This window comes from Bacillus sp. MT94 (assembly GCF_058792475.1).
The window spans coordinates 1,097,527-1,115,727 of the sequence record NZ_JBXAEZ010000001.1 but is presented as its reverse complement, the minus strand read 5'-3'; the positions used below and the strand labels follow the sequence as shown (position 1 = coordinate 1,115,727).

At 33.5% G+C, this 18,201-nt stretch carries 22 protein-coding genes; 19 read left to right on the top strand and 3 right to left on the bottom strand.

What is annotated here, in order from left to right:
* Nucleotides 1-38: 38 nt before the first annotated feature.
* The 3 genes from AC1Q51_RS05415 to AC1Q51_RS05405 all read left to right on the top strand — a co-directional run bounded on the left by AC1Q51_RS05415 (nucleotide 39) and on the right by AC1Q51_RS05405 (nucleotide 1,778).
* A complete protein-coding gene (locus tag AC1Q51_RS05415) occupies nucleotides 39-602 on the top strand; it encodes a DUF4085 family protein (protein WP_492331434.1) in 564 nt (187 codons plus the stop codon).
* A gap of 85 nt (nucleotides 603-687) precedes the next feature.
* Nucleotides 688-1,089: an Rrf2 family transcriptional regulator gene (locus AC1Q51_RS05410; protein WP_000877649.1), complete on the top strand. Its 402-nt coding sequence runs from the start codon at nucleotides 688-690 to the stop codon at nucleotides 1,087-1,089.
* 89 nt (nucleotides 1,090-1,178) lie between these two features.
* Nucleotides 1,179-1,778: a class I SAM-dependent methyltransferase gene (locus AC1Q51_RS05405; RefSeq protein ID WP_492331421.1), complete on the top strand. Its 600-nt coding sequence runs from the start codon at nucleotides 1,179-1,181 to the stop codon at nucleotides 1,776-1,778.
* A 55-nt stretch (nucleotides 1,779-1,833) separates the two neighbouring features.
* Here the strand turns inward: AC1Q51_RS05405 and AC1Q51_RS05400 are convergent, their stop codons facing one another.
* Entirely contained in the window at nucleotides 1,834-2,331 is a 498-nt protein-coding gene (locus tag AC1Q51_RS05400; protein WP_000838465.1) for a hypothetical protein, read from the bottom strand.
* Between the two features lie 250 nt (nucleotides 2,332-2,581).
* Between AC1Q51_RS05400 and AC1Q51_RS05395 the strand changes: the two genes are divergently transcribed.
* The 8 genes from AC1Q51_RS05395 (at nucleotide 2,582) to AC1Q51_RS05360 (ending at nucleotide 9,582) form a co-directional block, all read left to right on the top strand.
* Nucleotides 2,582-3,367 carry a DeoR/GlpR family DNA-binding transcription regulator gene (locus AC1Q51_RS05395; RefSeq protein WP_000493642.1) on the top strand — a complete coding sequence of 262 codons (786 nt, stop codon included), beginning with the start codon at nucleotides 2,582-2,584 and terminating at the stop codon, nucleotides 3,365-3,367.
* On the top strand, nucleotides 3,364-3,960 hold the full coding sequence (locus AC1Q51_RS05390) for a GNAT family N-acetyltransferase (protein ID WP_000635672.1): 597 nt from the start codon (nucleotides 3,364-3,366) through the stop codon (nucleotides 3,958-3,960). The genes AC1Q51_RS05395 and AC1Q51_RS05390 overlap by 4 nt, the downstream gene beginning before the upstream one ends.
* Nucleotides 3,933-4,271 (top strand): NIPSNAP family protein, encoded by a 339-nt coding sequence (locus AC1Q51_RS05385; protein ID WP_071713682.1) that lies wholly within the window; start codon nucleotides 3,933-3,935, stop codon nucleotides 4,269-4,271. Before AC1Q51_RS05390 ends, AC1Q51_RS05385 begins: the two co-directional genes overlap by 28 nt.
* Nucleotides 4,272-4,294: 23 nt before the next feature.
* Nucleotides 4,295-4,462 (top strand): hypothetical protein, encoded by a 168-nt coding sequence (locus AC1Q51_RS05380; RefSeq protein WP_000850650.1) that lies wholly within the window; start codon nucleotides 4,295-4,297, stop codon nucleotides 4,460-4,462.
* Nucleotides 4,463-4,585: 123 nt separating this feature from the next.
* Complete coding sequence (locus tag AC1Q51_RS05375; RefSeq protein WP_492331420.1) at nucleotides 4,586-6,436, top strand: sigma-54-dependent Fis family transcriptional regulator; 1,851 nt, start codon at nucleotides 4,586-4,588, stop codon at nucleotides 6,434-6,436.
* Nucleotides 6,437-6,550: 114 nt separating this feature from the next.
* On the top strand, nucleotides 6,551-6,808 hold the full coding sequence (locus tag AC1Q51_RS05370) for a DUF3977 family protein (protein ID WP_000873825.1): 258 nt from the start codon (nucleotides 6,551-6,553) through the stop codon (nucleotides 6,806-6,808).
* Nucleotides 6,809-7,526: 718 nt separating this feature from the next.
* Nucleotides 7,527-8,624 carry an L-dopachrome tautomerase-related protein gene (locus AC1Q51_RS05365; RefSeq protein WP_033657518.1) on the top strand — a complete coding sequence of 366 codons (1,098 nt, stop codon included), beginning with the start codon at nucleotides 7,527-7,529 and terminating at the stop codon, nucleotides 8,622-8,624.
* 520 nt (nucleotides 8,625-9,144) lie between these two features.
* Nucleotides 9,145-9,582: an NUDIX hydrolase gene (locus tag AC1Q51_RS05360; protein ID WP_025118390.1), complete on the top strand. Its 438-nt coding sequence runs from the start codon at nucleotides 9,145-9,147 to the stop codon at nucleotides 9,580-9,582.
* 35 nt (nucleotides 9,583-9,617) lie between these two features.
* On the opposite strand, the gene AC1Q51_RS05355 is transcribed toward AC1Q51_RS05360, so the two are convergent.
* Entirely contained in the window at nucleotides 9,618-10,229 is a 612-nt protein-coding gene (locus AC1Q51_RS05355) for a TetR/AcrR family transcriptional regulator (RefSeq protein ID WP_000798544.1), read from the bottom strand.
* 159 nt (nucleotides 10,230-10,388) lie between these two features.
* On the opposite strand from AC1Q51_RS05355, the gene kynU reads away from it, so the two are divergent.
* The 5 genes from kynU (at nucleotide 10,389) to AC1Q51_RS05330 (ending at nucleotide 14,856) form a co-directional block, all read left to right on the top strand.
* On the top strand, nucleotides 10,389-11,675 hold the full coding sequence (gene kynU, locus AC1Q51_RS05350) for a kynureninase (RefSeq protein ID WP_305925712.1): 1,287 nt from the start codon (nucleotides 10,389-10,391) through the stop codon (nucleotides 11,673-11,675).
* Between the two features lie 2 nt (nucleotides 11,676-11,677).
* Nucleotides 11,678-12,307 (top strand): arylformamidase, encoded by a 630-nt coding sequence (gene kynB / locus AC1Q51_RS05345; protein WP_000858069.1) that lies wholly within the window; start codon nucleotides 11,678-11,680, stop codon nucleotides 12,305-12,307.
* A gap of 32 nt (nucleotides 12,308-12,339) precedes the next feature.
* Entirely contained in the window at nucleotides 12,340-13,179 is an 840-nt protein-coding gene (kynA, locus tag AC1Q51_RS05340) for a tryptophan 2,3-dioxygenase (protein ID WP_000661957.1), read from the top strand.
* A gap of 119 nt (nucleotides 13,180-13,298) precedes the next feature.
* On the top strand, nucleotides 13,299-14,216 hold the full coding sequence (locus AC1Q51_RS05335; RefSeq protein WP_098256602.1) for a serine hydrolase domain-containing protein: 918 nt from the start codon (nucleotides 13,299-13,301) through the stop codon (nucleotides 14,214-14,216).
* A gap of 16 nt (nucleotides 14,217-14,232) precedes the next feature.
* A complete protein-coding gene (locus tag AC1Q51_RS05330) occupies nucleotides 14,233-14,856 on the top strand; it encodes a Pr6Pr family membrane protein (RefSeq protein ID WP_492331419.1) in 624 nt (207 codons plus the stop codon).
* A gap of 48 nt (nucleotides 14,857-14,904) precedes the next feature.
* Here AC1Q51_RS05330 and AC1Q51_RS05325 read toward each other — a convergent pair whose 3' ends face one another.
* Nucleotides 14,905-15,237: a DUF3889 domain-containing protein gene (locus AC1Q51_RS05325; protein WP_016512695.1), complete on the bottom strand. Its 333-nt coding sequence runs from the start codon at nucleotides 15,235-15,237 to the stop codon at nucleotides 14,905-14,907.
* A 145-nt stretch (nucleotides 15,238-15,382) separates the two neighbouring features.
* Between AC1Q51_RS05325 and sleB the strand changes: the two genes are divergently transcribed.
* The 3 genes from sleB to AC1Q51_RS05310 are packed head-to-tail and all read left to right on the top strand — an operon-like array spanning nucleotide 15,383 to nucleotide 18,141.
* Entirely contained in the window at nucleotides 15,383-16,162 is a 780-nt protein-coding gene (gene sleB, locus AC1Q51_RS05320) for a spore cortex-lytic enzyme (protein ID WP_001249053.1), read from the top strand.
* A 15-nt stretch (nucleotides 16,163-16,177) separates the two neighbouring features.
* Entirely contained in the window at nucleotides 16,178-17,518 is a 1,341-nt protein-coding gene (ypeB, locus tag AC1Q51_RS05315) for a germination protein YpeB (protein WP_492331418.1), read from the top strand.
* Between the two features lie 26 nt (nucleotides 17,519-17,544).
* Nucleotides 17,545-18,141, top strand: a complete 597-nt coding sequence (locus AC1Q51_RS05310; protein WP_000854060.1) for a YhcN/YlaJ family sporulation lipoprotein — start codon at nucleotides 17,545-17,547, stop codon at nucleotides 18,139-18,141.
* Nucleotides 18,142-18,201: the final 60 nt, after the last annotated feature.

Genomic DNA, 18,201 nt, shown 5'->3' with positions numbered 1-18,201 from the left:
GGTATAAAAAAATGCAAGTTTTATAATTTGTAAGTTTTATAGAGTCTATAAAAGAATGGTCGGAAATGGATATACAAAGTTTAAAGGAAGAAATAGAGGAAAGGAAAATAGATTTATTAAAATTCCTTCCTGAATCGATATACTCAATTATACAAAACATAACAATTAATTCAGAATACCCATCAGGTGAACTGAAAAAACTTATGCAAGAGTGGACAACAGATTATGAGAAAAGAATGGCACAATTAGATCAATCATACGTAGAATATTTTAATTCCATTGAGAAAAAACTTCCGTCAAATGTCGCTCAGTTACACAAGACATCACTACACGATAGTGTAATTAAAGTAATAAAGAGAGAATCAGAAGATACTTTGTCTATCGTATTAGATTGCAGTGGTACTTTTAGTGAATTTGATAAACTTGAAGTAACCTTTATAGGAGTAACAAAGTGTTCTATGCAGGAAAACTTTGACAGTTGTTGGTGGCTATATCATGAAATAGCTCTTACTGAAGATGGTTTTGAACTAGGTGTTTTATTTGACTCTCCATTTAGAGAAGTGACGATTTGCGCAGCAGATGTATTACTTGTGAAGAAATAATGTTGTATGGAGTATTACAAACGTTTGACATAATAAAAAAATAAAGTTATTGTAGATACATGAAGTCTACAATAGGAGCTGTACTATGAAATATTCTAAAGCTACAAATTATGCTCTTCATACAATGCTTTTTCTGGCAAAGGCCACACCAAATAAGTTAGTTAGTGTTCACCAATTAGCAGAAATGCAAAATGTTTCACCAACGTACTTGTCTAAAATACTAACTAAGTTGACGAAGGAAGGGATGATACACTCATCATCTGGTCCAAAGGGCGGTTACTCGCTTAGTAAGAATTGGGAAGATATTTCATTTTTAGATATTATACATGCAATTGAAGGCAAAACATCATTGTTTGACTGTTGTTTACATGACAAACCTGGATGTTTAATTAATGAGGCAATGCTCGCAGCAGAAGAGAAAATGGAAGAAGAGTTAAGAAATCAAAAAATCGTAGATCTTGCGAAAAAAATAAAAGTGGATTTTTAATCTGCTTTTATTTTTAAATTAATTAAGGATAAAAAGGCTCTTTAATATCTTTAATTGTAGTTAGAAAATGATATGAAGAAGGAGAGAAGATGATGAATAATTTTTGGAATGATCGATATAAATCAGATGAATATTTTTACGGGGAAGAACCTAATACATTTATTAAAGAACAAGCATTTCGTTTAGCAAATCACAATAAAGTAATAGCATTTGCGGAGGGAGAAGGTAGAAATGCTGTATTTCTAGCAAGACAAGGGAACGAAGTAACAGCTATTGATTATTCGGAAGATGGATTAGAAAAGACAAAAAAATTGGCAGAGAAGCATAACGTAAACGTGCATACAAAAAAAGTAGATTTATTAGCTGATAGTTTGCCAGAAAATGAATATGATGCAGCAATTATGGTATTTGGACATTTTCATGATGATTATAAAAAAATGATATTAGGTAAAATGATACAAACGATAAAGCCTGGTGGATTAATTATGTTTGAAGTTTACTCAAAAAAACAAATAAACTATGGTACTGGTGGACCAAAAGATGTTGATATGCTGTATGATCCAATTGATATCCTTACTTGGTGTGAAGAACATAAGGTAATTCATTTCTTTAATGGAGAACAAGAGCGAGTTGAAGGGAAAGGGCACACTGGTTTAGCTGATGTTATTCAAGCTGTTATTAGAAAATGAATATAAGTGTTAAATGTATGAATGTAAAAAGACCAGTCGTATAAGGCTGGCCTTTCTATTTAGATACTAAATTATCAAGCTTCCAATATGTATTTGTTAACGGCGCAGCTTTGCTATCTATGTATAAATACATATTATTTAAATCTTTTGGTGAAGTTTTCAGTTCAAACACAATGTCAGTAGTTAAAGAGAATTCGTGTGGAACATTTTTATAGTGCTCGTCATCTATCGGATGAGCTTCACCTTCATATTTCTCGCCAGTTTTTTCATCTTGTATGAAATATTTTATTTCCGAAAGATCAATAGTTTGTCCATCGTCTCGAACATTATTAATCATAACACGAGTAGTAAGGCGCCGCTCTTTGTCTATTTTTTCAAACTTTGCATTTTCAACTGTCGCTCTATAGTATTCATTTTTAACTATTTCTCCATAGTGCATTGCATTCTTTTCGAGAGCGCTCTTTTCTTGTTTTGATGTAGTATTGCTATTACATCCTGTTAATATTCCAGTAAATAATAATGCTGTACATGTCGTTTTGATTAATGATTTCATAGTAATCCCTTTCTGTATTAAAAAGTAAAACATAGGAATAATTTTACATCAATAGGAAGGTAAATGGAAGTATTTTTGCGTAATATACAGATATACATTTATTTGGTTGTCAAGTTAACAGGATAGAAAGAGGGAGAAGACTGTATAAAACGGAATAAATAAGAATTGAAAATATTGTAAAACGGAAGAGGCATGCATATAATTAAAATAAAGTTTAAGTTTCTGAACCTTCAATAACGGTGGTGATAACATGTTTACTGAAGAACGTCGAGAGAAAATTTTAGAACTACTTAATACAGATGGAAGAGTAATAGCAAAGGATCTTGCGGAAAGATTTGATATGTCTATTGATTCTATAAGAAGAGATTTGTCTATTATGGAAAAGGATGGTTTATTAAAAAGAACGCACGGAGGTGCAATTGAACTTACGCGAGTGAGAAACTTAGCTGCGGAACCAACTAAACGTTATAGTGATAGCTCAATATATGAGGACACAATTGCAAGAGTTGCGGTATCTTATATACAAGAAGGTGATTCAATTTTTATTGGTGGGGCTTCCGTTCATAATGCGATGCTGAAATATTTACCGGAAGTATCATTTACGGTTATTACGAATTCTATAGAAATAGCTGGTTATCTACGAGAATATAAGAATATTGATACGTATTTAATTGGCGGAAAAGTAAAACCTTCAGGGAATATTACTGATACACTTGCCTCTGAATTGATAAGTAGATTTTCTATTGATCTGTATTTCTCTACAGGTGGAGGCATTTCATTACAAGGTATTAGTACCGCAACACCTGAAGTTGCTTATTTTAGTAAAAGAGTAAGTGAAATTGCTAGAAGAAATATTTGTTTAGTTCCGCATAATAAACTTGGAATAGATTGTTTTATAAGAGGAGAGTCTCTAAAAAAAATTGACATTATTATAACTGACGAAGAGGCTAGTAAAGAAACTGTTCAGGACTTTGAGAAACAAGGTAAACAAGTTGTAATAGCGCCATTATATTCATTTGAAAGGAGTTTGACATGATTGTAAAAGAGCAAGAGTTTCATATAAATGGATTAACTTATACAATTCGTTCTGCAGCTGAGAAAGATGCTGACCAGTTATCGAAAATTAGAGTTCAGATTGATGGAGAAACTGAAAATATGGATAGAGATGCTGGAGAGGGATTTATAGATAATCTAGGATTTCAAAAAATAATAAAAACAGATAGTGAAGAGACGAAGAATCTCTTTTTAGTTGCAGAAGTGCACAATCGAATCGTTGGATTTTCAAGGTGTGAAGGATCAAATTTTAAGAGATTATCTCATAAAGTGGAGTTTGGCGTTTGCATTTTAAAAGAGTTTTGGGGATATAAAATGGGTAAGAGCCTATTACAACAATCTATTAAATGGGCTGACGAAAATGCAGTAAATAAAATATCTTTACAAGTATTAGAGACAAACGAGAAAGCTATTCATCTTTATAAAAAATTAGGTTTTGAAGTAGAAGGCGTTTTGAAAAATGACAAAAGACTATCGGACGGAAAGTATTATAATACGGTAGTGATGGGAAGGTTTACTGATACTTTTCATAAAAGAGGTGAAGAAGTATGTTTTACAGAAGGAAGTACTATGTAGTGAAAAATGAATTCATAGAAGTATTTAATGATTATTTCAATAACACGAACTTACCTAATCAATTAAAGCATGGTTCTAAGCTAATAGGACGCTGGATGAAAGATAATAAGAATGGTACGTCTGAAGTATTTGCCATATGGGAATATGATAGTTATGAACAGTATAAAGAAATAGAATCGAAAATTAGAAGTGACGAGAGGCATATTAGAAGAATACATGAATGGTATGAAAACCATGGCGGGAAAGAATATGTTTTACAGGAGTACATAGTAGAGATGAAAAATGAAGAGTTAGTATGTACTGTAAAGTAATAGAGGGGTGAGGGATAATAGGAATGAAAACAAAATTATATTTTAGTTTAGCATCCACTATTTTATTTGCAATAGCCGTAATTGTTTTCTTTATAAACGGTAATCCACAAAAGTGGTTTTGGTTATGTATTTTCTTTGCTTCCATTATACAAAATATAGTGCTACTAAAAAAGAATAAAGAAGTGCATTAAGATATTCAAATTATTAACATATTTGTGTCGTCTTTCTAGTTTTATTGAAAACGCTTTTATTCAGTTTTATAATAAAAGTATGTTTTTACAGATCTCCAAAACAATGAATAGGGAGATGATACAATGTTAGCTTCACCGTTTTACTTACATACATGGAAAAAGTTTATTAATGAAGGAGTCCTTGATTCGAACCGTATAAACGAAAGAATTTCAGAGTCATGGCATCGATGTAAACAAGCAAATGTGAATCCTCACATGAATAAAGGTCAGAAAATTTTGTCTTCTAATTTTTTACAAGATCAAAAGAAAAAGAGTGAAATCTTCCTAGATATCGCAATCCCTCAAATACAAAATATGAGAAAAACCATTGATGAACTACAAATGATGGCATTATTAATCGATCCAGATGGTTATGTTCTATCGTTAAGTGGAAATAAACAAACGTTAAAGCGAGCGAAACATATTAATTTTATTGAAGGTGTAAAATGGACGGAAGCAGCTGTGGGGACAAACGCAATAGGAACAGCGCTAGAAATTGAAGAAGCTATTATGATAAGTGGTACTGAACATTACTCCGTGGTATCTCATAGCTGGAGTTGTGCGGCTGCTCCCATTCATAATGATGACGGGAAATTAATTGGTGTTCTAGATTTCTCCTGTCCAATTGAATTTTCGCATCCATATATGCTCGGTATGGTAACTTCAATTGCACATGCGATAGAACGTGAATGTAGCATAAGAGTTCATCAAAATGAATTACACTTAATTCATCGTTTTTTAGATGTCATTGATAGTGATGAACAAGTAGTTATTTGTAATCATCGTGATGTTATCGTTTCTGCGAGTAAGAGCGTTCGTGAACGAATAAATAATTGGTCAAGAATGAAACTTGAAGAGTTAATGCACCATGGATTAGAAACTAAATTAGAGATACCAGTATATAGTAATGAAAGAATGATTGGGAAATGTATGTATTTAAAGGAAAACGAACAAATGAATACATATTCTGCTCTCACATTTATAAAAGGAATTACTTTTCCAGGAGTTACTGGGACAAGCAGAGCATTTCAACACACACTAGAAGAAATTAAGCTTGTTTCAACGACTGATGCTAGTGTGTATGTATGTGGTGAGACAGGAGTGGGAAAGGAATATGTCGCGAGAGCGATTCATGAAAATAGTCCAAGAAAAGACGGGCCCTTTATAGCTGTTAACTGCGGTTCTTTGCCTAAAGAATTAATAGAAAGTGAATTGTTCGGTTATGCTGAAGGTGCATTTACAGGTGCGCGACGTCAAGGATATAAAGGGAAATTTGAACAAGCGAATGGAGGAACATTATTTTTAGATGAAATTGGTGAAGTACCACCAGAGATGCAAGTAGCATTATTGCGTGTTTTACAAGAACGTACAATAACTCCAATAGGAAGTTCAAAAGAGGTACCAGTAAATATTCGTATTATTACTGCCACACATAAAGATTTACTACGGTTAGTAGAAGAAGGGAAATTCCGTCAAGATTTATATTATCGTTTGCACGTTTATCCGTTATATGTTCCGTCGTTAATAGAAAGAAAAGAGGATATCCCATATTTTATACAACACTTTTGCGAACAGAAGAATTGGAATGTTGTATTTCCAAAGAGTATTTGCAATCAATTTTTACAACATACATGGCCCGGAAATATTCGAGAACTAGTAAATGCATTAGAACGCATTTACATTTTGTCGCAAGGACGGGAAATATGCGAAAAACAAGTCGCTCTTTTGATACAAACAATGATGGGAAATCAACAACAACTTGAGTTACAAGTTGAAAATAAAACCGAACATACATTGAATTTTCGTGAAAAAATACAGCGTGATAGCATGATTGAAGCATTACAAAAGACAAACGGAAATGTTTCATTAGCTGCAAAACTATTAGATGTACCCCGTAGTACATTTTATAAACGAATGCAAAAATATAAGTTATAAAGTAGATTTTTGTAATCTACTTTTTCTTTGTGGGCTCATGTTCTGTCGGAATGTGCGCTTACCGGGGAAATAATAGAATTGTTAGAAAGGAAATTTCCTAATGGGGGTTAGTGTGTGAAGTATATTGAAATTGGCTTCGGAAATAGGTGGTTCGTTCGAACAGAAACTGAAAATAAAGATGGAACTGAATTTGAAGAACGAGGAATTATAAAACCTATTTATTTTGAGTCTTTATATGTACGAATTTGGTTTCGGAAAACGTGTTTTATTTTTGATACGAAAGAAGGGTTTAAAAAAACTAAGAAGAGGAGGATTGAATATAAATTTATAGTTGGAATTGTAAGTAGAATAAATAAAGAAAAAGTGTGCTGATATACGTTATTATATTGACCAGGAAATTCTTTGGACTTATATTAAATTCATAAAAAGCAATTTTACTAAATATAAATTGTTAATAAAACCACTAAAAATTATTATCAAGACCTAAAAGCTAAAAATCCTAAAAAAATAAAGGTGAGCGCATATTAGTCATGTATAATATGTACTCACCTTTATTTTCTTGTTCAAAGCACCCGTTAGTCACTCATGGAACATGGAATAAAGTGTGGTATTGATTTGAAATAAAGTTTGATAATTTATAAAAAAGATTGATAAAACCCTGTATTAATATAAGATTTTTCTTTTGCCCCTTAAATTTCAGTTGTATTGTTCAATTAAAGGGCCAAAGTGTTGAGGAAACAGGAATAATAAGAATACTCAAAAGATTGTTTGTGAAGTGTTACACTTAAACTAACGGGCAGTTTAGCTTAAGTACATTTTTTCACAAATTTAAATGGGGAAATTTCCCCATTTTTATACCAGCTTAACGTTGATTCGGGAATGTTGAACTTCGCTACCTGCTAATTGAATTCTACTTCATCTGGAGACCTTTAAATTAAAATGTTTCCTTTCTTCTGACAGACTTATTAAATTTCGAAAACAATCAATTCAATCATCTTTTCGTATAGAAAAACTTATTAAGAAACATGCACTAGAAAAAATATAAATCATATATAGGAGATATCCCGTTTGAATGCTTGAGGAGGATATTATGAAACCTATGTTACCTAGTGAAAAATATTTCGGTAATTTAGAACTAGTTTATGCATTTTATGGGGCTATGCCTACAGGTGTTACTGTTTCAGAAACCGGTCGTATTTTCATTTGCTTTCCGAAATGGGGAGACGATGTTAAATTTACGGTGGCGGAAATTTTTGAGGATAAATTGCAGCCTTATCCTAATTTACAAACCAATTTGGTTAACCCCGAGAATATCCCAATGACTTTCATCAGTGTCCAAAGTGTAGTTGCTGATGGAAGGGGAACGCTTTGGATATTAGATACAGCGGCACCCAATTTTTCTGAACCTATTAAAGGGGGGGCAAAATTAGTCGCTGTTGATTTAGAAACCAATACAATAAGAAAAGTATATACCTTTACAGAAGATGTTGTCCTGCCTACAACTTATCTGAATGATGTCCGTTTTGATTTTCGTGTTGGAAAAGCAGGTTATGCCTATATAACGGATTCTTCTTCAAGAGGACCAGGAGCTATTATCGTCGTAGATTTATCAAATGGAAACGCGTTTAGACGGTTAAATGGAGCAAATTCAACTTCACCCGATCCCTATTTTTTACCGAAAGTAGAAGGTCAAATTTTAATGAATCGAAACAAAGACGGTTCAACTTCTCCATTTAGGTTGGCGTCTGATAGTCTTGCGATTTCTCCCGATGGAAAGATATTATTTTTTGCTCCACTAACCAGTCGGCATTTGTTCTCGATCTCAACAGAAGCCTTGAGAGACAGAACGATACCGGACATGAATTTACCTTATCATGTGGAGTATTGGGGAGAAAAAGGTGCGTCTGATGGAATGATCACCGATGCAAAGGGAGCTGTTTATGCTGGAGATTATGAAAACAACAGTATCCGTAAGATATTGCCAAATGGCATAATGGAAGCTATCGCACATGATCCGAGAATTTTGTGGCCGGATACTTTTTCAATTGGTCCGGATCAATATTTGTATGTCATTGTGAACCAATTACATCGACAGCCTAGATTTCATTATGGAAAAGACTTACGACAGAAACCTTATAGTTTACTTCGTATCAAAATTGATGAATTTCCTGCTCCGACCTTTTCATAATAAAAATAGTCAATTAATTGTTTTCATTGATAGAAAATGATCAAACTTTTTTATAAAACCAAAACATAAACCTGCTGGATAAGAATCCATTTTGATCAATCTTTTTCAAAATGGATTCTTTTTATTTACCATAGAATACGGGTTAACACGATATTTTTAATCAAACTTTATTTGAAAATTACGAAGGAACTCATGAATGTTTTAAAAAATATGGTGAAGTAGTAATACCCCAACTTATGAGTGAAATTAATGAAAAGTTAAAATGGGATGTTGTTAGTTATGTTATGTAGATCATAAGGAGTATGCTTTATGGCCACTACTAAAATATTTTAAAAAGATAATTAAACAAGATTCACAAGAATGGAAAACGCGAGGTTTAGAACTGTATAAATTATCTAGTGTAGCAGATATAAAGGGGAGTAATTTTCTTATCCTTTCTATATAGAAATTGCTATTGGTATTATTATACAATAGGTGTCAGAAAATACAGTTGTTTATTATTGGAGTGGGAGAGAATTGTATGTCAATGTCGCTATATTATAAAAAAATTCGTGAGCAATTAGGCCATGAACTAATTCTAATACCGAGTGTAGCTGCTGTTATTAAAAATGAGCAAGGGAAAATCTTATTTCAATATCCTGGTGGAGAATACTGGAGTTTGCCAGCTGGAGCAATTGAGCCTGGAGAAACTCCAGAAGAAGCGGTAGTTCGTGAAGTGTGGGAAGAAACGGGTTTGAAAGTGCAAGTAAAAAAACAAAAAGGGGTATTTGGAGGGGAAAGGTTCCGTCATATATATCCGAATGGCGATCAAGTAGAATATATTGTTGTTGTGTTTGAATGTGAAATTACTAGTGGAAAACTGAAATCGATAGATGGTGAATCTTTAAAACTACAATATTTCTCATTTTCTGAAAAGCCTACTTTAGCACTACCATACCCAGATAATATATTTTTATAGATGTAAAATAGCACACCGTATTTATTGCAGGTGTGCTATTTATATAACCCCGTCGTATACATCTCCGTCAATGTATGTACTATCTCTTCTAACTCAAATTTTTTATCATTTTTCACAATTGCCCAAAGAAACATCTCATTCATTGCGAACCAAGCACGTGCTACAATTTCTTTATTTAATTCAGGCTGTGCTAATCCACTTTCTTGAGAGTATGTAATATCCTGCGTAATATTGTTTATGAAGCGTTCCCGTATCTCGTCCCATTTTTGACGTATCTCTTTTGATAATCCGATTGCTTCTTCTACAACTTGTAAAATAGCTCGTTCTTTCTTTGCTAGTTGTAGAAATGCTCTAACTTGATTTTGAATCATTTTATGTGCTTCTTCCTTCGTTTGAGGCAAAAAGGAGCGCTTGGCAATATCATAAAATTGATTCATAACATCTTCCATTAAAACGGTGAGGAGATCATCTTTGTTTTTAAAGTATACATATGCTGTTCCGTAACCAGTTTCTGCATGTTTAATAATTTGTGTAATTGTCGTTTTTTGAAATCCGTTATTTATAAAAATAGTGTAACCAGAGTGTAATAGTTTTTTCTTCGTTTCTAAGGAGCGGTGTTTTCTTGATGAAAGGGTACTGTTTTTCAAAGAATCACCTCTTTATACTGAAATATCTGAAAATATAACTGTATTGTAAAAGAAATTCATATATAAAGTCAACTGACATAATATCATTGACGTCGTATCAATTGAGGTGATATATTTCAATTAGTTAGAATAAAAAGAAAATTAAGAGAAGGTGACACCATGTATAAAGAACCATTTCAACCGAATTATGAATATGCGCTTGAATGTGATAAACATGATGAACTGAAAGATTTTCAAACTGAATTCTATAAAAAAGAAGGAACGATATATTTAGATGGAAACTCATTAGGACTACTTTCAAAAAGAGCAGAGAAATCATTACTTACGTTGCTAGATTCGTGGAAAGAGTATGGCATTGACGGCTGGACAGAAGGTGAGCACCCGTGGTTTTTCCTTTCAGAGAAATTAGGTAAACTTACAGCCCCTCTTATTGGTGCTTTACCGGAAGAAACTATTGTAACCGGTTCTACAACTACAAATATACACCAAGTTATTGCGACGTTTTACGAACCAAAAGGAATACGTACAAAAATACTTGCGGATGAATTAACTTTCCCATCAGATATTTATGCACTTCAAAGTCAAATTCGTTTAAAAGGATTAGATCCAGAGGAGCATTTAGTAAGAGTGAAAAGCCGAGATGGTAGAACACTTTCTGAAGAAGATATTATTTATGCGATGGAAGATGATATCGCTTTAATTTTATTACCTTCTGTTTTATATAGAAGTGGTCAAATTCTGGATATGAAACGTTTAACAACGGAAGCTCATAAACGCGGCATTCACATTGGATTTGATTTATGCCATTCAATAGGATCTATTCCGCATCATTTCAAAGATTGGGATGTCGATTTTGCTGTTTGGTGCAATTATAAATATTTAAATGCAGGACCGGGTGGCGTTGCAGGAATTTATGTAAATAATAAACATTTTAATAGACTACCAGGGTTGTCTGGATGGTTTAGTTCTAGAAAAGATAAGCAGTTTGATATGGATCATACATTAACAGCCGCTGATCATGCAGGTGCTTATCAAATTGGTACACCTCACGTTTTAAGTACAGCACCATTAATTGGTTCACTTGAAATTTTCAAAGATGCTGGTATTGAGCGTTTACGTGAGAAATCTTTACATATTACGAGGTACATGCTGAATTTAATTGAACATGAATTAAAAGATTTCGAATTTACAATTGGAAATCCATTAGAGGATGAAAAACGAGGCGGGCACATTTATTTAGAGCATGCAGAAGCAGCACGTATATGTAAAGCACTAAAAGCAAATGGAGTAATTCCAGATTTTAGAGCGCCAAATGGGGTGAGACTTGCGCCGGTCGCTTTATATAACACATACGAAGAAGTGTGGAAATCTGTACAAATATTAAAGAAAATTATGAAAAATGAAGAGTATAAGCAGTTTGAAAATAAGCGAGAGGTTGTGGCATAAATATGAAAACATCAGAGTGGATTGATATTTCACAACCGCTAAATAATAATATTGCAACGTGGCCAGGAGACACACCGTTCTCGTATGAAGTTTCATGGTCAAAAGAAGAAAGTGGCTCGGTAAATGTCGGAAAGTTAACGATGAGTATTCATACAGGCACTCATATTGATGCACCATTTCATTTTGATAATGATGGAAAGAAAGTATTAGATTTAGATGTTCAAGTTTATGTTGGTCCAGCACGGATTATTGACGTTTCTAATTTTGAAAGCATCGGGAAAAAGGAATTAGAAAGCTTTCATTTAGAAGGTGTAGAACGATTATTATTACGTACATCTTCACATGGAAAAGCTGAAGAATTTCCAGATGTGATCCCTCATTTACGTGCAGACATAGCACCTTTTCTTTCAGAGAAAGGTATTCGTTTAATCGGAGTAGATGTACCATCAGTTGATCCGCTAGATGATAAAGAATTAGCAGCGCATCATCAATTATTTAAACATGGAATTCATATTTTAGAAAATGTCGTACTAGATCATGTAGCAGACGGTGATTATGAACTTATTGCATTACCACTTGCATTAACTGATGCAGATGGAAGTCCAGTTCGAGCTGTTATTAGACCAATATAAGTAGAATCATATAAAAGGGGCGTTTGGCTAATATGAAAGAAAATGAAAAAGTAATTATGGAAAAAGGGATTCATACGGATTTTAAAGAGAATATGACGTATGGGGAGTATTTACAATTAGATAGTTTACTATCTTCTCAAAAAAGATTATCGGACCATCATGATGAAATGTTATTTATCGTTATTCACCAAGCAAGTGAGCTTTGGATGAAGCTCATTTTACATGAGCTAAATGCGGCGATTGAATCTATTAAACAAGATAAATTACAACCAGCTTTTAAAATGTTAGCACGTGTATCAAAAATTCAGTCTCAAATTATTCAATCTTGGGATATTCTTGCGACATTAACACCATCAGAATATATTGAGTTTCGTGATTCACTCGGTCAAGCTTCAGGTTTTCAATCGTATCAATATCGTATGATTGAGTATGCACTTGGCTATAAAACGCCACACGCATTAAAAATTTATGAAAAGGATCCAGAATTACATGCACGACTTCATAAAGCGCTACATGCACCAAGTCTATATGATGTCGCGATTCAAGCATTAGTAAAAGAAGGATTCCCTATTCATAAAGATGTGTTAAACCGTGATATTACGCAACCTTATGAAGAAGATGCAACAGTAGAAGCAGCGTGGTTAGAAGTATATGCGGATGTGAAAAAATATTGGAATTTATATCAGCTTGCTGAAAAATTGATTGATATTGAAGACTGGCTACAACAATGGCGTTTTCGTCATATGAAAACAGTAGAACGAATTATTGGACATAAAATGGGAACAGGTGGATCCTCCGGTGTTTCTTATTTAAAACGAGTACTTGATCAACAATTCTTCCCAGAGCTGTGGAATGTTCGTACGAAATTATAAAAATAAACCTGTCAGTTCATTATGACTGACAGGTTTATTTTTATTTGAGCACAATTATGTTTAAAATGAAGGAACAAGATATAATAAATGGAGTAACTATTTAAATGGAGGTAAAGTTTTTGGATTTCAAGCAACTAGAAAATAAATTCGAAAAGAAAAAAGTGAATACATTTCTTGTTTATCAAAAAGGGGAATTAACAACTGAGTACTATAAAACACTTGAATGTGCAAATAAATTATATAAAATAAATTCGATTACAAAAAGTATTGTATCTTTATTAATTGGTATTGCTCTTGATAAGAGCTATATAAATGATATACATACACCGATTACAGAGTGGATTGAAAATGTACCTGGGGAAAAACATGATTTGACGCTTTATCACTTATTAACAATGACTACTGGTGAGGATTGGAAAGAGTTTGGAAATGGAGTAGTATTCCCAAATGACTTTGTAGAATCAGAGAACTGGGTACAGTACATATTAGAAAAGCCAATAATTGAAGAACCTGCTACAAAAATGAATTATAATTCAGGTTCTTCTCATTTACTGAGCTATATTATTCAAGAAGCTACTGGAATGTCGACAGAGCGGTTTGCAAAGAAATATTTATTTGATCCATTAGAAATTAACGAATACGAGTGGCAACAAGATCCGCAAGGTATATATGTCGGCGGCTTCGGTATGAAAATGAAATCTACCGATTTATTAAAATTAGGAAAGTTATGTTTGCAAAATGGATATTGGAATGAAAAAGAAATTGTATCAGCGAAATGGTTAGAAGAGTCAAGTAGGGCTCTATTTGAAACATATGAACATGTCGGTGCATATGGATATCACTGGTGGGTATTAGATAACGGAAGATTTCACATACCGTATTGTATATATTTTGCTATGGGATACGGCGGACAATACATCGTTATCATTCCTCAGTTAGAAATAGTAGCTATTATAAGTAGTCATATGCCAAAACGTGGGCTTGTTCCATTAAAACTATTTATTGAGCATGTACAGGGAAATTCTAATTATATATAAGAAAAGGAGGGAATGTATGAAGGATGAAAAAATTTTATCTTTATTTAGATTATGTTTAAGTCTTCTAGTGTGTAGCACCATTATTACGCAATTCATAATTAGGGCACAAGTGAAGCCGTTTAATCCAGTTAACTTTTTTAGTTTCTTCACTATTGAAAGTAACATTTTAGTTGCATGTATTCTCCTTTTAAGCAGTATCGGAACAGCTACATTTGGTCGCTCAGAACAGTTTAGTATACTTCGTGGTGCGGCAACGGTATACATACTTACGACAGGACTCGTTTATTTTTTGTTACTAAGAGGGTTAGAAGAGTCACTTCAAACGGCAATACCATGGGTAAATACTGTGCTACATTATATCATGCCGATTGCAATGCTTTTAGATTGGATTTTAAATCCACCTATTAAGAAAATCACTTGGAAACAAGCTGCAAGTTGGCTCTTATTCCCGTGTTTTTACGTTGTATATAGCTTAATACGTGGTCCAATCGTGAATTGGTATCCATATCCGTTTTTAGATCCGAGAATAGGTGGATATGGTAAAGTACTTTTATATAGTATAGGGATAGCTGTAGTAATTGGCGCTATTTGTATATTGGTAAGATTTTTAGGGAATCGAAACTTTAGGAAAGAATTTTAGAAATGCAAGGAACCCCACTGTTTCCATTTCTAACAGTGGGGTTTCACTTTATCTACTCGTCTTCTGAAACGACAACTTTATAAATTTCTCCGTCTTCGTTTCAAATTCTACATCAACAAAAACACCATATTCTTTTCCATCTTCACGTAACCACAATTTAAATTTTTCAACAGTTATTTGAACTGTTTTTGGTTTTCTACCTATATGAAGATAGTCAATAATTTCTGCTTTTGGGTATTGTTCTTTCGTCTTTTCTACGGCAAGTTTACCCCATTTGGCATACGGCGGCTGCGCATGAACAATTGATGAGTCTGTATATATATTTGAACATGTTGTTAGGAACAGAATGACGAGTGCGACACGTTTTAACGATTTCTTCATGATGAACTCCTTTCATCCTTTTTTTATATTGTTTACATATTTTTTCAACGATATTAGTTTGGATTTTTTTGTCTTCTTTACATAAAAGCGAGGCTTTTACAAAACATAACCAAGAAATCATTTCCGTAATTAAGGAGGGAAAATTATGCGCCAAAAAGCTATTTTTAAAATAGCAGTTTTACTTGCGTTCATAGGACTGTCTTTAATGGTCAGTAGTATACAACTAAAGAATGTAGAAGCTTTTTCTAATCAAGTTATTCAAAGAGGAGCATCTGGCGAAGATGTCATTGAACTGCAATCTCGTTTGAAATATAACGGATTTTATACGGGAAAAGTGGATGGTGTTTTCGGATGGGGTACATACTGGGCACTTCGGAATTTTCAAGAGAAATTCGGATTACCCGTTGATGGTTTAGCTGGAGCTAAAACGAAGCAAATGCTCGTGAAGGCAACGAAGTATGACAAGTCAACTGCTAATAAAGGGACAACAACGAATAAAGGAAATAGCGGCGGAACTGCACAAGAGAATAAACCACCTCAAAATAAAGGGACAAATGTTCCGAACGGTTATTCTCAAAATGATATTCAGCTTATGGCAAACGCAGTATACGGCGAATCACGTGGTGAACCGTATTTAGGACAAGTTGCAGTAGCTGCCGTTATTTTGAATCGTGTTACAAGTGCGTCATTCCCAAATACTGTTTCAGGTGTAATCTTTGAGCCTAGAGCATTTACAGCAGTAGCCGATGGACAAATATATTTAACGCCAAATGAAACAGCAAAAAAAGCAGTTTTAGATGCGATTAACGGATGGGATCCAACAGGAAATGCTTTATATTATTTCAATCCAGATACTGCGACTAGTAAATGGATTTGGACTCGTCCACAAATTAAAAAAATCGGTAAACATATTTTCTGTAAATAGAGCGGAGGTGGGACAATGTTACGAGGTATTATCATTGTATTATTAACAGTCGGTGTAGTAGGAACAGGCTATTGGGGCTATAAAGAGCACCAAGAGAAAAATGCGGTTTTAATTCGAGCGGAAAATAGCTATCAACGTGCATTCCATGATTTAGCATACGAAGTCGATTTATTACACGATAAAATTGGCACAACACTTGCGATGAATTCACGATCATCTTTATCACCTGCATTAGCGGATGTATGGCGTTTAACATCTGAAGCTCGCTCAGATGTTGGACAACTTCCTTTAACATTAATGCCATTTAATAAAACGGAAGAATTTTTAGCGAATATCGGTGATTTCAGTTACCGTGCAGCCATTCGTGATTTAGAAAAAGAGCCGTTAAATGAGCAAGAATATAAAACGCTACAAACTTTATATTCAAATGCAGGAAATATACAAGATGAACTAAGAAAAGTACAACATCTTGTTTTGAAAAATAATTTACGCTGGATGGATGTAGAAATGGCACTTGCATCAAATCGTGATCCAGCAGATAACACAATTATTGATGGATTGAAAACTGTAGAGAAAAACGTAACATCATATTCTTCTACAAACTTCGGACCGACCTTTACAAGTGCGCAAAAAAATAAAAAAGGCGGATTTGAAGCGGAAGGAAAGGCAATTTCTAAAGATGAAGCGGCGAAAATTGCCAAATCGTTTTTAAATTTAAAAGGAAATGAAAAAGTAGATGTAGAGAAAAGTGGAAAAGGTGCGAAAGAATCCTTCTATAGTGTGAAAATTAAAGATGAAGCAATGAACAATGAGTTCTATATGGATATTACCGGAAAAGGCGGATATCCAATTTGGGTTATGAATAACCGCGAAATTAAAGAACAGAAAGTTAGTTTAAACGATGCAGGTAGTAAAGGTTTAAAATTTTTAAAGGACCATAAGTTTAATAATATGGAGCTTTATGATAGCTCTCAATATGATAATGTTGGTGTATTTACGTATGTAGTAAATGAAAATGGAGTACGAATTTATCCAGAAGCAATCCAAATGAAAATTGCTTTAGATGACGGTTCTATCGTAGGGTTCTCCGCAAAAGAATATTTAGCGTCACATCAAAAACGAACAGTTCCATCGGCAAAGCTAACTGCAGCAGAAGCAAGAAAGAAAATCAATCCGGATGTAAAAGTAATGGAAGAACGTAAAGCTGTAGTAGTTAATGATTTGCATAATGAAGTACTTTGCTATGAATTTGTAGGTACTTTAGGAAAAGATACGTACCAAATATTCATTAATGCTAATAGCGGGGCCGAGGAAAAGGTAAAGAAAATGCAAGCTGTTGAAAAAATTTATGATTAAACCTTAAAAGTGAAGTGGTGAAAATAATGAAAACTCTAATATATATATTAATGCTTTGCTTCGTTATAACTGGATGCAGTATTGGAACAAAAGAAAACCCAAACGAAAAGCCGGAACAAAAAAATGTTTCAATGAAAAATGTTAATTATACGAATAAATCAAATAAGCCAAATGAAAAAGCGGCAGATCATTTAGCATCTTTAGCAGCAAGTGTGCCAGGTGTGAATGATGCGACAGCGGTCGTTGTTGGAAAATATGCTATTGTAGGTATAGACGTAAAAGCAAAACTTGATCGAACTCGTGTTGAATCAATTAAATATTCTGTTGCAGAAAGTTTAAAAAATGACCCTGACGGTGCTAATGCAGTCGTTGTAGCAGATGTTGATACGTATGAACGCCTCAAACAAATCGGAAAGCAAATTAAAAAAGGAAAAACAGGTGAAGGTATACTAGATGAATTAGCGGCTATTGTGGGACGAGTAATGCCACAAGTTCCAAATGATATGATTGAAAATCGAGAAACGAATCCAATTAAAGATAATGATAAACAATTACCAAAAGATGAAGAACAAGAGTTAAGAAAAGAACAGGATGATCAATCAAATAATCATTTGAATAAATGAAATTAGCCTCGTACTTAATTGTGCGAGGTTTTTAACTATAATATTAAATATTCAGTTTAT

Bases quoted from the DNA above. Each gene is read 5' to 3' on its own strand.
- AC1Q51_RS05410 (WP_000877649.1), top strand. From the start codon at position 688: ATGAAATATTCTAAAGCTACAAATTATGCTCTTCATACAATGCTTTTT.
- AC1Q51_RS05405 (WP_492331421.1), top strand. From the start codon at position 1,179: ATGATGAATAATTTTTGGAATGATCGATATAAATCAGATGAATATTTT.
- AC1Q51_RS05400 (WP_000838465.1), bottom strand. From the start codon at position 2,331: ATGAAATCATTAATCAAAACGACATGTACAGCATTATTATTTACTGGA.
- AC1Q51_RS05395 (WP_000493642.1), top strand. From the start codon at position 2,582: ATGTTTACTGAAGAACGTCGAGAGAAAATTTTAGAACTACTTAATACA.
- AC1Q51_RS05390 (WP_000635672.1), top strand. From the start codon at position 3,364: ATGATTGTAAAAGAGCAAGAGTTTCATATAAATGGATTAACTTATACA.
- AC1Q51_RS05385 (WP_071713682.1), top strand. From the start codon at position 3,933: ATGTTTTACAGAAGGAAGTACTATGTAGTGAAAAATGAATTCATAGAA.
- AC1Q51_RS05380 (WP_000850650.1), top strand. From the start codon at position 4,295: ATGAAAACAAAATTATATTTTAGTTTAGCATCCACTATTTTATTTGCA.
- AC1Q51_RS05375 (WP_492331420.1), top strand. From the start codon at position 4,586: ATGTTAGCTTCACCGTTTTACTTACATACATGGAAAAAGTTTATTAAT.
- AC1Q51_RS05365 (WP_033657518.1), top strand. From the start codon at position 7,527: ATGAAACCTATGTTACCTAGTGAAAAATATTTCGGTAATTTAGAACTA.
- AC1Q51_RS05360 (WP_025118390.1), top strand. From the start codon at position 9,145: ATGTCAATGTCGCTATATTATAAAAAAATTCGTGAGCAATTAGGCCAT.
- kynU (WP_305925712.1), top strand. From the start codon at position 10,389: ATGTATAAAGAACCATTTCAACCGAATTATGAATATGCGCTTGAATGT.
- kynB (WP_000858069.1), top strand. From the start codon at position 11,678: ATGAAAACATCAGAGTGGATTGATATTTCACAACCGCTAAATAATAAT.
- kynA (WP_000661957.1), top strand. From the start codon at position 12,340: ATGAAAGAAAATGAAAAAGTAATTATGGAAAAAGGGATTCATACGGAT.
- AC1Q51_RS05330 (WP_492331419.1), top strand. From the start codon at position 14,233: ATGAAGGATGAAAAAATTTTATCTTTATTTAGATTATGTTTAAGTCTT.
- AC1Q51_RS05325 (WP_016512695.1), bottom strand. From the start codon at position 15,237: ATGAAGAAATCGTTAAAACGTGTCGCACTCGTCATTCTGTTCCTAACA.
- sleB (WP_001249053.1), top strand. From the start codon at position 15,383: ATGCGCCAAAAAGCTATTTTTAAAATAGCAGTTTTACTTGCGTTCATA.
- ypeB (WP_492331418.1), top strand. From the start codon at position 16,178: ATGTTACGAGGTATTATCATTGTATTATTAACAGTCGGTGTAGTAGGA.
- AC1Q51_RS05310 (WP_000854060.1), top strand. From the start codon at position 17,545: ATGAAAACTCTAATATATATATTAATGCTTTGCTTCGTTATAACTGGA.